Raw genomic sequence first — 12,852 nt, 5'->3', positions numbered from 1 at the left:
TGCCGACAATTTCAATCCAACAAAAAAGGCGACCCTCGCGGGCCGCCTTTTCAGTGTCTCGGAACACGTCCGCTTATTCGGCAGCAACCGTCTTGCCGGCTTCCCACTTGTAGACGGCGAAGCTCTGCGAGGTCAGGTCGCCGGTTTCGCCATAGGTCAGCTTGCCGATGGCGGTCGGGATTTCCGAGCCGTCCTTGAGGGCTGCGGCCACGGCTTCCGCGTCGTCGGTGCTGCCGGCCTTGGCGATGCCGGCGGCGATCACTTCGACGGCGGCATAGGTGTTCAGCGTGAAGGCTTCTGCCGGGATGTTCTTCGCGGCGAGCGCGTCGACGGCGGCCTTGCTGTCGTCCGACTTCAACGCGTCGGCGGCATTGGTGAAGATGGTGCCTTCGGCAGCGTCGCCGCCGATGGTGACGAATTCGTTGTTCGACAGGCCGTCACCGGCGATCAGCTGGGCAGAAAGACCGGCATCCTTCATCTGGCGGACCATCAGGCCGGCTTCCGGATGGTAACCGCCGAAGTAGATAACCTCGACGCCTTCAGCCTTCAGGCGGGTGATAAGGGCGCCGAAATCCTTTTCGCCTGCGGTCAGCGAATCCTTGAAGACTTCGGTGACGCCACCGGCGTTCAAGGCTGCCTGGAAGGCGTCGGCGAGACCCTTGCCGTACTGGCCCTTGTCGTCGAGGATGGCGATCTTCTTGTCTTTGAAGCTCGCCAGCACGAACTTGGCGGCGACATCGGCCTGCTGGTCGTCGCGGCCGCAGGTGCGCAGCACCGTGGTCAGGCCCCGGGCGGTGAGGTCAGGGGCGGTCGCGGTCGGCGTGACCATCAGCACACCGTTTTCGGCAAGGACGCTGGAGGCGGGAACGGCGACACCCGACGTGACCGGACCGACCACGAAACGAACGCCTTCACCGACGAGCTGGTTTGCCGCAGAGACGCCCTGCTTCGGTTCGCCGGCATCGTCAGCGATCTTCAGGCTTACCTGTTCGCCGTTGATGCCGCCCTTCTTGTTGATTTCCTCGACGGCGGTTTCAGCGCCGTTCTTGATCTGCGCGCCGACGGCGGCAAGCGGGCCGGTCAGCGGCGCCATCAGGCCGAGCACAATTTCGGCGCGGGCAACGGGGGCGCTGGCGATCAGCGCGGCAAGGGCTGCGCTGGCGAGAAGTTGAAATTTCATGTCCTGCTCCTTGGGTCGGCGCGACCGATCTCTGTCGGTTTCCGCGTCATTCGGGTTCTTTTGTTGCTCCCCATGATCGCTTTAGACAAAAACGACGAGCAGCAAAAGAGCCGATGCCGCGGTGCGTGATCACGCCACAGCTTTGTCGGAGCAGAATTCGGCCTGATGGTGCAGGCCTGTCTTCAGACGGTCAGGATACGGCCAGCAACACCGTCTTCGGCTTCGAAGCCGGCTTTTGCGGCTGCTGCATCCTGTTCGCGGCGCAGCGCGAGCTCCGCCATGGCGATCTGCTGAAGTTCGAAGAGATCGTTGCTGATCTGAGCCCTGCGTGCGGCAAGACGGGCCTCATCGGCGCGCGCTGCGGCGATCGCCTCGGGTTCCGGGGTTGCCCTTGTGGGGGAGGTTGCGAGGGAAAGGTCTTTAACGAACATGCGCTTGAAGAGGTCGACCACGGATTTCCTCCAGGGACCAGATCCGCTCGCGGCCTTTGCGACGTGATGTCGGTGATGACGATTGCGGATGTGCTGAACTCGTCGCCCGGGCCTTTCGCGATCATCTGCGCCAGGATCGAACGTGCGATTCCCCAGAGGATACGGGATGGTGCGACAGGCGACAAGCGGGAGCGAATCCGATGGTCAGCCTCGCGCAAGCTACAAAAAAGCGGCCACACGGGCCGCTTCCTTGCATTGGGTCTCGAGCGGCTGGCTCAGATGTTGTTCATCAGCACCTTACGCAGCTTGTCGAACAGCTCATCGATCTGTTCGTGGGTGATGATCAGCGGCGGCGACAGCGCGATGATGTCGCCGGTGGTGCGGATCAGCAGGCCGTCATTATAGGCGTTGAGGAAGGCGTTGAAGGCGCGCTTCGTCGGCTCGCCATCGATCGGTTTCAGTTCGATCGCGCCGATCAGGCCAAGATTGCGGATGTCGATGACGTTAGGGCAATCGCGCAGGGAATGCAGCTTCTCTTCCCAGTAGGAGGCGATCTCGGAGGCGCGGGTCAACAGACCCTCTTCCTTGTAGGTGTCGAGCGTGCCGAGGGCGGCTGCAGAGGCGATCGGGTTGCCCGAATAGGTGTAGCCATGGAAGAACTCGATCATGTGCTCGGGGCCCTGCATGAAGGCGTCATGGATCTCGGCCGTGACGAAGACCGCGCCCATCGGGATGACGCCGTTGGTCAGGCCCTTGGCAGTGACCATGATGTCGGGCTTCACGTCGAAATACTGGGCAGCAAAAGGCGCACCCAAGCGGCCGAAACCGGTGATGACTTCATCGAAGATCAGGAGGATGCCGTGCTTGGTGCAGATCTCGCGCAGGCGCTGCAGGTAGCCCTTGGGCGGGATCAGAACGCCGGTCGAACCGGAGACCGGCTCGACGATGACGGCGGCGATGGTCGAGGCGTCATGCAGGGTGACGATGCGCTCCAGCTCGTCGGCGAGATCGCCGCCATGCTCCGGAATGCCCTTGGTGAAGGCGTTCTTCGCCGGCTGGTGGGTGTGCGGCAGGTGGTCGACGCCGGTCAACAGCGTGCCGAACATCTTGCGGTTGGAGACGATGCCGCCGACCGAGATGCCGCCGAAATTGACGCCGTGATAGCCGCGCTCGCGACCGATCAGACGGGTGCGGGACCCTTGCCCCTTTACGCGCTGATAGGCGAGCGCCACCTTCAGCGCCGTCTCCACCGATTCCGAGCCGGAATTGGTGTAAAGCACATGCGCCATGTTGTCGGGGGCGAGATCGATCAGGCGGTTGGCCAGTTCGAAGGCCTTGGGATGGCCGAGCTGGAAGGCCGGCGCGTAATCAAGCTCACCGGCCTGCTCGCGGATCGCTTCGGTGATCAGCGGGCGGCAGTGGCCGGCGTTCACACACCAGAGGCCCGCGGTGCCATCAAGCACCTGGCGGCCGTCATGGGTGGTGTAATGCATGTCCTTGGCGCCGACGAAAAGGCGCGGCTCCTTCTTGTACTGGCGGTTCGCCGTGAACGGCATCCAGAAGGCGCGCAGGTCGTTCGGCGTGGAATTCAGGCGGTTAGACATCGTGTTCTCCATGGCCCTTTGGTCGCGGGCGGCCATTCTCCCTGATGCCGGCTGCAAGGGCCGAAATCCGTTGATTGCGCCGTCACGTTATCAGGGCGCAAGGCATGGTCAAGACACCGGCTGGCGCGCATCAACAAAGGTCATGGATCGCTGAATTCGGGTGATGGAAACGCACGGCGTCCGCAATCTGCCGCTTCCGAAGGCTCGTCGCCTGGGAAGCCAAACAAAAAAGCCCCGGAGGCAATGCCATCCGGGGCTTTGAAACATGAAATGCCAGAGGTTCATCCGCGCGAGCGGATGGCGAACCGATCTCCTCCCACCCTCGACCGGGTCGCGTCTGGCAGCGCTGTCATCAGGCGGCGGTCTTGCTCGCTGCCGGAGGGCAATAGATGCTTTCGAGCGTTGCGAGGATCTTGATCACCGATTCCGACGTCGAGGAATAGTAGATCGTCTGTGCGTCGCGGCGCGTCTTGACCAGCTTCTGTGCGCGAAGCTTGGAGAGGTGCTGCGACAGAGCCGACTGGCTCAGGCCGACCTGGGTCGCCAGAACACCGACGGGAACCTCACCTTCGACGAGGCTGCAGAGGATCATCAGTCGCTTCGGGTTTGCCATGGCGGACAGCAAACCTGCTGCAACGGTCGATTGTTCAGACAAAGCTTTCGTTTTCATCTCAGTTCAACTTTCCTTGGTCGAGCGCCCTTGGGGGGAGTGGCAGTCGTTGAAAATCCATCACTTAATTGGAAGCCAAACTCTACCAGCATCATCAAAATTGTATATGCCTAAATTTAAGGTACTGCGTATACTGATTTAGGTAACTCTAATAGCAGATGCTGGACATTTGTGATCGGCGTCACAAATTCGCGTCGGATAAGCAAGTCTTTGAAAACTATGTCGATTCCATGCGAATCGATGGCGGCGATGCGCCAGTCACCCTCAGATGTACCATAAGTTTTCATGGCAATGCGTGTTGCGAGATCTGGATGCCGCCCCCCTAATTCTCGCAGTAAGGCAGCCTCACTTTCAAACAAATCATCATTGATTTGCGGGATGAGGAAATCTTCGCTGCTCAAATGATAGGCACGGCCGAATCCGCCATTGAGGCTCGCCCGTTCGGGGCGCAAGCGAAAGAAACGAAAGTCGGGAAAGTCGATGTAAAGCTGCGATTTCGCATGGCGGGCGAGGAAGCGGCTGCGCAGTCTCTGGTGCGTGTCGCTGTCGCGCTCGACGGCTTCGGCCGTGCATTGCAGCGTCAGGCGCGGATGGGCCAGCGGATCGCCCTTGCCCGGTTCCCCCGTCAGAAGCGAGGCGCGCGGATCGGCGAGCAGGGCCGTCGTGTGGGCGGACAGGCTGGAGACGAGAATGACGGCGGCGCCGTCGCTGTCCATGCCGAGCAGCACACGGCTGACGAAAGGAAAGCCAGTTTCCGGATCGATCACGCCGATGGCCGCGAATCGCGCCCCCCGCAGCAGAATGCGCGCCTGGCGGCGCGCATCTTCGTCGGTATCCCGGATAATCTGGGGCTTGTCTTTCATCGCCGTCTCCCGCATGCGCCTGATGTCGATGCGGGGAAGGGCACGCTACGCCTTGCGGCGATGTTTCGTCAGCCCGCTCACCACATCCTGAGCGTCGATCGTGCCGATGACGACGCCGTTGTCAACGACCCCGATCGTGCCGGGCTGACGCGACAGGGCATCCAGGATGTCGACGAGCGGTGTTGCCGGCGCCGTGGTGCCGGTGACCTGACGCTGTTCACCGGTCACGCCTGAGCGCATCACGTCGGAGGCGATCAGCATGTTGATCGGGTTCATGTTCTGCACGAAATCAGCAACATACTGGTTGGTCGGGTTCTGAACGATCTCCTGTGGCGTGCCGCACTGGATGATCCGGCCGCCCTCCATGATGGCGATACGGTTGCCAATGCGGAACGCCTCGTCGAGATCGTGACTGACGAAGAGAATCGTCTTCTTCAGCCGTGCCTGGAATTCGAGGAGCTCGTCCTGCAGACGGGTGCGGATCAGCGGGTCGAGCGCCGAGAAGGGCTCGTCCATCAGAAGGATCGGGGCACCTGTTGCGAAGGCGCGGGCAAGGCCGACGCGCTGCTGCATGCCGCCGGAGAGCTCGTTGACCTTCCGATCCGCCCATTTCGACAGGTTTACCAGTTCGAGCTGCTCGGCGACCGTCCGGTTGCGCTCGGCTTCCGGAACGCCGGCGAGCTCGAGGCCGAAGCCGACATTGTCGGCAACCGTCCGCCAGGGCAGGAGGCCAAACTGCTGGAAGACCATCGAGACGGTGTGCATGCGCAGATCCCGCAGCACCTGGGCCGATGACTTGTAAGGATCGACATAGCCGGTTTCGGTACGGACGCTGACACTCCCGCGGACGACGGGCGCGAGTGCGTTGACCGCACGCAGAAGGGTCGATTTGCCTGATCCGGACAGGCCCATCAAAACGAGGATCTCGCCTTCCTTGACGGTGAGCGAGGCGCCGGCCACGCCGAGCACGAGGCCTGTACTGGCGCCGATCTCGTCGCGGGTCTTGCCCTGGTCGACCATTTCAAGGGCACGCTCGGGATTGTCCCCGAAGACGATGTCGACATTGTCGAAGATTACGGCGTCGGTCATGTCTCTTCTCCGGGAATGCGGAACATCCGGTCGAGGATGATGGCAAGGATCACGATGCAGAGACCGGCCTCGAAGCCACGCGCGATGTTGACGGTGTTGAGTGCGCGAACGACGGGCACGCCAAGGCCGCTTGCGCCGACGAGTGCTGCGATGACCACCATCGAGAGCGACAGCATGATGGTTTGCGTCAGCCCCGCCATGATCTGCGGCATGGCGAAGGGCAGTTCGACCTTGCGCAGCACCTGCGTCGGGGTCGCGCCGAAGGCGACGGCCGCTTCTACGAGGGAGGGCGGGGTGGAGATGATGCCGAGCCGTGTCAGGCGTATCGGGGCTGCGATCGCAAAGATCACGGTCGCGATCAGGCCGGGCACCATGCCGAGGCCGAACAGGATGAGCGCCGGAATGAGATAGACGAAGGTGGGGATCGTCTGCATCAGGTCGAGAACGGGGCGGACGACGGCATAGAGCCAGGGGCGTCGGGCGCAGGCGATGCCGATCGGCACGCCGATGACCATGCACACACCGGTGGCTGCCAGCACCAGCGCCAGCGTCTCCATGGTCTCCTTCCAGTAGCCCTGGTTATAGATCAGGAGCAGACCGAAGAAGGTGAAGGCGGTGACACCGAGCGAGCGGCGCATGAACCAGGCGAGCAGCGAAAAAAGCGCGATCATGAAAAGCGGATAGAAGCCTTCCAGCGCGGTTCCTCTGAGAAAAGGGGCCTGAAGCACGAAGAGCATCGCGTTGATCGACGCGCTGAGAATCGTAGCGATGAAATCGAATACAAAATCGACGTTATCGGTCAGCCAGTCGACGAAGCTCTTCGACCAGGGCCCGATGGGCAGTTTATTGTCTGTCAGAAAATCCATGTTCGTCCCCTGATAGCCGCAGGTTTAATACCCAGGATCCCGCGCGACCGGATCCCCCTTCCGGTCGCGCGGTTCCAGCATCATTGGACAGGGCTCAGAGGCCGAGTGCCGTCTTCACAGCAGCGAGGCCGTCGCCGCCATCCTTGGTGGTGACGCCGGCGAGCCAGGGCTCGACAGCCGCCGGATTGGCCTTAAGCCAGTCACTCGCTGCCACCTCGGCGTCCTGGCCGTCATTCAGGATCTTGCCCATGATCTCGTTCTCCATCTGGAGCGAGAACTTGAGGTTGGTCACGAACTTGCCGACATTCGGGCACTCTGCCGTGTAGCCGGCGCGGGTGTTGGTGAAGATGGTCGCGCCGCCGAAGTCGGGACCGAAGACGTCATCGCCGCCGGACAGGTAGGTCAGCGCAAAGTTGGCGTTCATCGGATGCGGTTCCCAGCCGAGGAAGACGACCGGCTGGCCATCCTTTTCAGCGCGGGCGACCTGCGCCAGCATGCCCTGTTCGGAGGATTCGACGACTTCGAACTCACCGAGTTCGAACTTGTTGGCGTCGATCATGTCGAGGATCAGGCGATTGCCGTCATTGCCCGGCTCGATGCCGTAGATCTTGCCCCCGAGCGCGTCGGCATGCTTGGCGATGTCGGTGAAATCCTTGATGCCGAGTTCGGCGCCCTTGGCATTGGTGGCGAGCGTGTATTTCGCGCCTTCGAGATTGGGGCCGAAGACCTCGACCGACTTGTCTTCGCGGTAAGGCGCGATGTCGGCTTCCATCGTCGGCATCCAGTTGCCGAGGAAGACGTCGATATCCTTGTTCTTCAGCGAGGAATAGGTGACCGGAACGGAGAGGACCGTGGTGGTCGGCTCGTAGCCGAGCGCCTTCAAGAGAACCGATGCGGTGGCGGTGGTTGCGGTGATGTCGGTCCAGCCGACGTCCGAGAAGCGGACGGTCGAGCAGCTTTCAGGCTCCTGGGCGGAGACCGGCATGGCGCTGATGGCAATCAGCGAAACGGCGGCCGCAAGGTTGCGGCGACAAGTGAGTAGAGACGTCATGGAAAGGCTCCCGGTTTTTTTATTGATGTTCCCAAGTCAACATTCAATACCGGAGAATTGCAAGGATGCCCGCGCGTTTGCGTCGCAGCACCAGCCCTGTTTGCGACTTGCAGCCCCTGCAGGACAGGGAACTCGGGTTCCTGAAAAAAAGCCAAGGATTTTGATGGCAGTCAAAGCAATCGATTGCGCGTCGTGCGAATTGGTGCTGCCATATGCATGCGACGCGCTGGCGCCGTTCTATGGATCAAGGAGTTTCCATGAAGCCGTCTACCTTGCTTATGATACTTGCCGTGTCTGCCACTCCCCTTCCAGCATTCGCAGCTGGCGATCCCGTCGCCGGCGCCAAGGCTTTCAAGGCTTGCCAGGCCTGTCACATCGCGACTGAAGCGAAGAACAAGGTCGGTCCGACGCTGCAGGGCGTGGTCGGCCGCCCGGTCGCTTCGATCGCCGATTACAAATATTCCAAGGCCATGACCGATTTCGGTGCGGGCAAGGTGTGGGACGAAGCGCTGCTTTCCGAATATCTGAAGGCGCCGAAGGCCGTCGTGAAGGGCACCAAGATGGCCTATGCCGGCGTCAAGAAGGACGATGATCTCGCCAACATCATCGCCTATCTCAAGGATCCTGCCGCCGGCGGTCAGTAATCCCTGCACAACTTCCTGATGCGACAGCCGTTTCGCGGCTGTGGCATTTCTCTGCTAGCGCCTCTTGTGTGGAGGCTGCGATCATCCATATCGAATGAGGGCCGCCTCTGCTTGTGCGTTGCGATACTTCCCTGCATGGGGAAACGCGCTAAGGTGATGACAAACGAGTCCGGCGCGCCGCCGGGATGACGGCACAGGGAGACAACATGGCGACTTTGCAGGGCTTCGACACTGAGATCGAAAAGACGCGTAAGATCGTCTCGGAGATGCGTGGAAAGATCGACCAGTCCAGCGTAGTGCTGGATACGCTGGCCAAAAGCGATTCCAAGCTCGTCGGCCAGGATTTCGACATCGAGAATGCCCGGATCTCGGATGTTCTCAACCAGCAAAAGGTGATGGAGGCGAATATCGCCGACCTGATCATCGGGCTGGAAGATGCGACCAACGTCTTCGGTGCCGAGTTCGAGAGCATGAAGAGCTTTTCCGGCATGGAAAAATTCATCGGCATCTTCTCCAAGCAGAGAGCGCAGCGCATGCGCACCGAGCGCGTCCGCAACATGTCGCTTGCCGGCAATTTGCAGGAACTGCTCGCCAAGTCGGACAGCATCGTCGGCATCCTCAAGGAACAGAAGTCGGTTCTCGAGGAGCGCTACAAGACCTCCGAGGCGAGCCTCGTGCAGGTGATCGAGCGGCGCAAGCAGACGATCGCCAATCTCGAAGAGACCCAGAAGCGCATCGAGACGCTCAATCCGGCGCTGCTCGACATCGAAAACAAGATCGCCGCCTCGACCGACACGTCGGAGCGCACGGAGCTCGAAGCCCAGCGCTCGAAGCTTGCGACAGACTACAACCAGGCCCAGGCCCGCGAGCAGGAACTCCTGGCGGAGAGCCAGACGCTCGAGCGCTATACCTCGATGTTCCAGACCTTTGTCGACAGCTTGAACAACCAGATCGCGGCGCAGAACACGCTGATCAACAAGCTCAGCATCGACACCGAGCAGCGCATCGTGCTCTACAAGGCGCTGGAAGATTCGTTGAAGACGGCTGCTCAGCAGGAGGTTGCGCACCGGATCAACACGCTCGGTTCCCAGGTCGATACGGCTGCAGAGGAAACGATGGCCGGCATCGGGGCTGCCGCCCAGCGGCATATCGGCGATCTCCTGGAGCTGCACGAGAAGAACATGCTCTCGACGCAGGACATCCAGCGCCGCAAGAAGCTGGCCGACGAAGCCTTCGCACGCCGATTCCAGTCCGTTCTCGACAAGCACAATGCGGCCAATTACGTGAAGCCGTGAGCATGACGTTCAGCATGTCATTGACGTGGGCGCGGCCATCCGGCCGCGTACCGCTTTTGCGGGGAGCGGTCTTGTCTATGGGGGGAGGGGCATGAACGTCGTCGATCGCAACAGTGCCGTCCTGCACTATTTCACCACCATGGCTTCGGCGCTGTCAGGGCTCGAGCAGTTTTTCGGCCAGTCCGATCGTCGCTTCGGCGACAAGGGGCCGCCGACGCTTCACCTGCTGCCCTATCTCGACCGCTTGAGAAACTCCTTCACCTCCTGGCAGAACCGCATCGGCTTTACCGGCCAGTTCAAGATCGCCCAGGCCGAGAGCGGCTTTCCGATCTTTCAGAACGTGCTGGAGCTGGAAAACGATCGCGCGGGCGCCGCTACACGGCTCTCGACCATTCCCGCCGTTTCCAAACTGCGCGAGGAAATGGTTGATTTCATCCTGCGCCAGAAGGAGTTTCCGGCAGCTCTGCAACAGCAGATCGCCGAGCGCCTCTATCTGGAGCAGGTGAGCGCCGGCGAGATCTTCTCGCCCTTCGTTTTGCCGACGACGGTTGCCGTCAGTGTCAACCCGCAGTCGCGCCGGCCCACCTATCTCGTCAGTTGGGCCGCCTTCGACGGGGTCAGCACCCTGCCGATGATCTATCTGGCGACAGTCGAGGATTCTTCGGAGAATGTCGCGGAGATCCTTGTGACGGCCGAGGGTAAGCTCAATGAAGAGGTCGAGATCCCGCTTCCTGTGGGCGGATTGCTCAATCCCGAGCTCGCCCGCACATTCGACGATTTCTGTGCCAGGAATTCCGCCTATTCGCTGACGCCGGCGACCATCGCCACCAACATGGACCGCGATTTCCCGACACTGCATCCCAAGTCCGTCCGGCGCGTGGTGCTCGGGCCGCTCTATTCGACGGGCTTGACCGAAAATTCCGGCCGCGTCACCGAGATCCTCGACCGGGTGCGCAGGCCCGAGAATGCCTGGGTGATGACCTGGACGGTGCAGGAGGTGTTTTCCAAGCGCGAACAGCCGGCGGTGAAGGGTTTCTTCTCCTCGACGCCGGCCACCCAGGAATTCCACATCGAAACGCATGATCTCGAAGCGGCGCGCATGGGTGTCTCGACCTATGAGAAACACGCGCTGGTGCCGCATGATGCCTATCAGGCGCTCTATGCTGCGGGCGAGATCCAGCCGATCTTCGGCAATTTCAAGGTTCACGTGATTTCCGGCAACCAGGTCGTGAGTGAGGTCTGACGATGAGTGAACTGACGGCAGGGCTGACGACGCTTCGGGAAGACGACATCGCCAAGCATCTGGCCGTCGCCCAAGGGCTGGTGACGCGTTTCGTGGTGCTCGATCAGGGCGAGGGCACATCTGGTGCGCCGATTGCCGGCACTGGGCGGCGGTTCGTATCCACTGTCTCGACAGGATCGGTGCGTCGGACGCGTGAGATCGAGCTTTCCAAGACCATCCAGGCGACCGGTAGCGCCGATCCGCTGCTGACGCCTGCCCAGCATACCGTGCTTTACCGTGTCCGGCGCGGCGCGCAGGTGGCGCTTGCCATATCGGATGTCTTTGCCCGGCAGAGCGAGCTGGAGCCTTTGCAGGCCCGCAATATCAGTGCACCGCTGCAGGGCGAGGAGGCCGCGCGCTTCAAGGCGCTGCTTGCCTCCCAGGCTTATGTCTCCGCCTTTTCCTTTGCCGCTTATCTGAAGTCCACGGTATCCGGCGAGGGCGAGCAGCTGGACGGCATCCGCGCGCCGGACTTCCTCTTCGACACGGTCCAGGATGCGCTCAAAAGCATGATCGCGGGTATCGATACGGCGGTGCAGGGGGCGGGCGACGATGCGACGCTGATCGGCCGCGTGCGTGGTCTTGCCGATCTTGCGCTCGTTGGGCTTCTGACCCGCAAGGCGCGGTTCGAGAATCTCGGCGTCTTCGAAAACGCTCATATCCGTGTGGATCAGGATGATTTCACCCTCGACGGTTTCGACGCCGCGCCGGGCGTTAAATCGAAGCCGCTCACGATGAGCTTCAAGAAGCCGGAAGAGATCATCGGCAACCACATTGCCAAATATCAGGCGCTGAAGCTCGCCAAGATGCTGATGGCCTATGATTTCGACCGGCAGATGAACCCCTTCGTCGATCTTGGCGGCTTCCTCTTCACCTTCATCGGCGACGGCATGCCAGGCACGGGCAAGACGATCCTGATCCAGATGCTGGCGGGGCTGCTCAACGACTACTGCAAGATGGCGGGCTATGCCTTCCACTACGAGAATTTCGGCGTCGACCAGATCTCGTCCTATCAGGGCAAGTCGGGCCAGAACTGCAAAAGCTTCATCAACAACGTGCTCAACCCGCGCGTCATCGGCTTCGGCACGATCGACGATGTCGACCAGGTGACGGCGAAGCGCTCGGACGACCGGGCGTCATCAGGCCAGCACGAGGTGACCGCCGTTCTGATGGAGAGCTTCGCCGGCGCCTCGACCGTGGTGCGCGGCAACGCCACCTTCGGCATGTTCTCCAACTATCCCGAGAATGTCGACGATGCGCTGCGCCAGCGCGCCGGGGCCCGCTGGCTGGTCGACGGGCCGCAGACCCGCGAGGACTACATCGACATCTTCTCGCTGCTGGTCGGCAAGAACCATTCAATCCCGCTTGGCGAACACCAGCTGTTCGCCGGCCAAGAGATCCAGAAGGCGGTCAGCCGCTCCTATGGCGAGCATGACCGCCCAAAGGAAGACGGGCTTGTTGCGGTCTGGGAACGCCACGAGAAGACCGAGGGTAAAATCGAGACACTGGCCGATGTCGGCGCCTATCTGCATGCGATCAAGCTCGCCGAACCACGCTTCACCGGCCGCGCCATCAAGAACATCACCGATGCGATCAAGATGCGGGCGATGGATGTCGAACTGCCAGATGCCTGGTTCGAAACCCCGCATGCTTTCGTCCACAAGAGCTATGACGAGAAGAAGGCGATGATCGCCGAACTGCGCGGTCCCGTGACGATGGAGATGATCTGCCAAGAGATCAACCGCTATGCGGACAGTGAATTCCGCTATGCCGACAAGTCGGATGATGCTGCGGTGTCGGAGATCATCCGCCGCGAGCGTCAGCGGGAACGGGCGATCGGCGAGATAGAGAAGATGAAGGGGGAGGGGACTTGGTGA

Annotated in this window: 12 protein-coding genes; 4 read left to right on the top strand and 8 right to left on the bottom strand. The window is 61.3% G+C overall.

The window, feature by feature from the left end:
* Positions 1-73 precede the first annotated feature (73 nt).
* The 8 genes from QWE_RS08550 to QWE_RS08515 all read right to left on the bottom strand — a co-directional run bounded on the left by QWE_RS08550 (position 74) and on the right by QWE_RS08515 (position 7,688).
* Positions 74-1,180, bottom strand: coding sequence for a branched-chain amino acid ABC transporter substrate-binding protein (locus QWE_RS08550; RefSeq protein WP_006725710.1), 1,107 nt, complete (start codon positions 1,178-1,180; stop codon positions 74-76).
* A 182-nt stretch (positions 1,181-1,362) separates the two neighbouring features.
* Positions 1,363-1,632 carry a hypothetical protein gene (locus QWE_RS08545; RefSeq protein WP_006725709.1) on the bottom strand — a complete coding sequence of 90 codons (270 nt, stop codon included), beginning with the start codon at positions 1,630-1,632 and terminating at the stop codon, positions 1,363-1,365.
* Between the two features lie 254 nt (positions 1,633-1,886).
* The gene (gene aptA / locus QWE_RS08540) at positions 1,887-3,215 is read right to left on the bottom strand and encodes an omega-aminotransferase AptA (RefSeq protein WP_006725708.1); all 1,329 of its coding nucleotides are present in this window, start codon (positions 3,213-3,215) and stop codon (positions 1,887-1,889) included.
* A 352-nt stretch (positions 3,216-3,567) separates the two neighbouring features.
* Entirely contained in the window at positions 3,568-3,885 is a 318-nt protein-coding gene (locus QWE_RS08535; RefSeq protein WP_006725707.1) for an ArsR/SmtB family transcription factor, read from the bottom strand.
* A gap of 116 nt (positions 3,886-4,001) precedes the next feature.
* A complete protein-coding gene (locus tag QWE_RS08530) occupies positions 4,002-4,748 on the bottom strand; it encodes a HugZ family pyridoxamine 5'-phosphate oxidase (protein WP_006725706.1) in 747 nt (248 codons plus the stop codon).
* Between the two features lie 45 nt (positions 4,749-4,793).
* The gene (gene choV / locus QWE_RS08525) at positions 4,794-5,837 is read right to left on the bottom strand and encodes a choline ABC transporter ATP-binding protein (RefSeq protein WP_006725705.1); all 1,044 of its coding nucleotides are present in this window, start codon (positions 5,835-5,837) and stop codon (positions 4,794-4,796) included.
* Positions 5,834-6,703, bottom strand: coding sequence for a choline ABC transporter permease subunit (choW, locus tag QWE_RS08520; protein ID WP_006725704.1), 870 nt, complete (start codon positions 6,701-6,703; stop codon positions 5,834-5,836). Before choW ends, choV begins: the two co-directional genes overlap by 4 nt.
* 94 nt (positions 6,704-6,797) lie before the next feature.
* Positions 6,798-7,688: a choline ABC transporter substrate-binding protein gene (locus tag QWE_RS08515; RefSeq protein ID WP_420804551.1), complete on the bottom strand. Its 891-nt coding sequence runs from the start codon at positions 7,686-7,688 to the stop codon at positions 6,798-6,800.
* Between the two features lie 323 nt (positions 7,689-8,011).
* Between QWE_RS08515 and QWE_RS08510 the strand changes: the two genes are divergently transcribed.
* The 4 genes from QWE_RS08510 (at position 8,012) to QWE_RS08495 (ending at position 12,852) form a co-directional block, all read left to right on the top strand.
* Positions 8,012-8,398, top strand: a complete 387-nt coding sequence (locus QWE_RS08510; protein ID WP_006725702.1) for a c-type cytochrome — start codon at positions 8,012-8,014, stop codon at positions 8,396-8,398.
* A 206-nt stretch (positions 8,399-8,604) separates the two neighbouring features.
* Entirely contained in the window at positions 8,605-9,693 is a 1,089-nt protein-coding gene (locus tag QWE_RS08505; protein ID WP_006725701.1) for a coiled-coil domain-containing protein, read from the top strand.
* A 91-nt stretch (positions 9,694-9,784) separates the two neighbouring features.
* A complete protein-coding gene (locus QWE_RS08500; protein WP_006725700.1) occupies positions 9,785-10,936 on the top strand; it encodes a hypothetical protein in 1,152 nt (383 codons plus the stop codon).
* Between the two features lie 2 nt (positions 10,937-10,938).
* Entirely contained in the window at positions 10,939-12,852 is a 1,914-nt protein-coding gene (locus tag QWE_RS08495) for an AAA family ATPase (RefSeq protein ID WP_006725699.1), read from the top strand.

The organism is Agrobacterium albertimagni AOL15 (genome assembly GCF_000300855.1).
Taxonomy (GTDB): Bacteria; Pseudomonadota; Alphaproteobacteria; order Rhizobiales; family Rhizobiaceae; genus Allorhizobium; species Allorhizobium albertimagni.
This window is presented reverse-complemented; position numbering and strand designations above follow the sequence as displayed.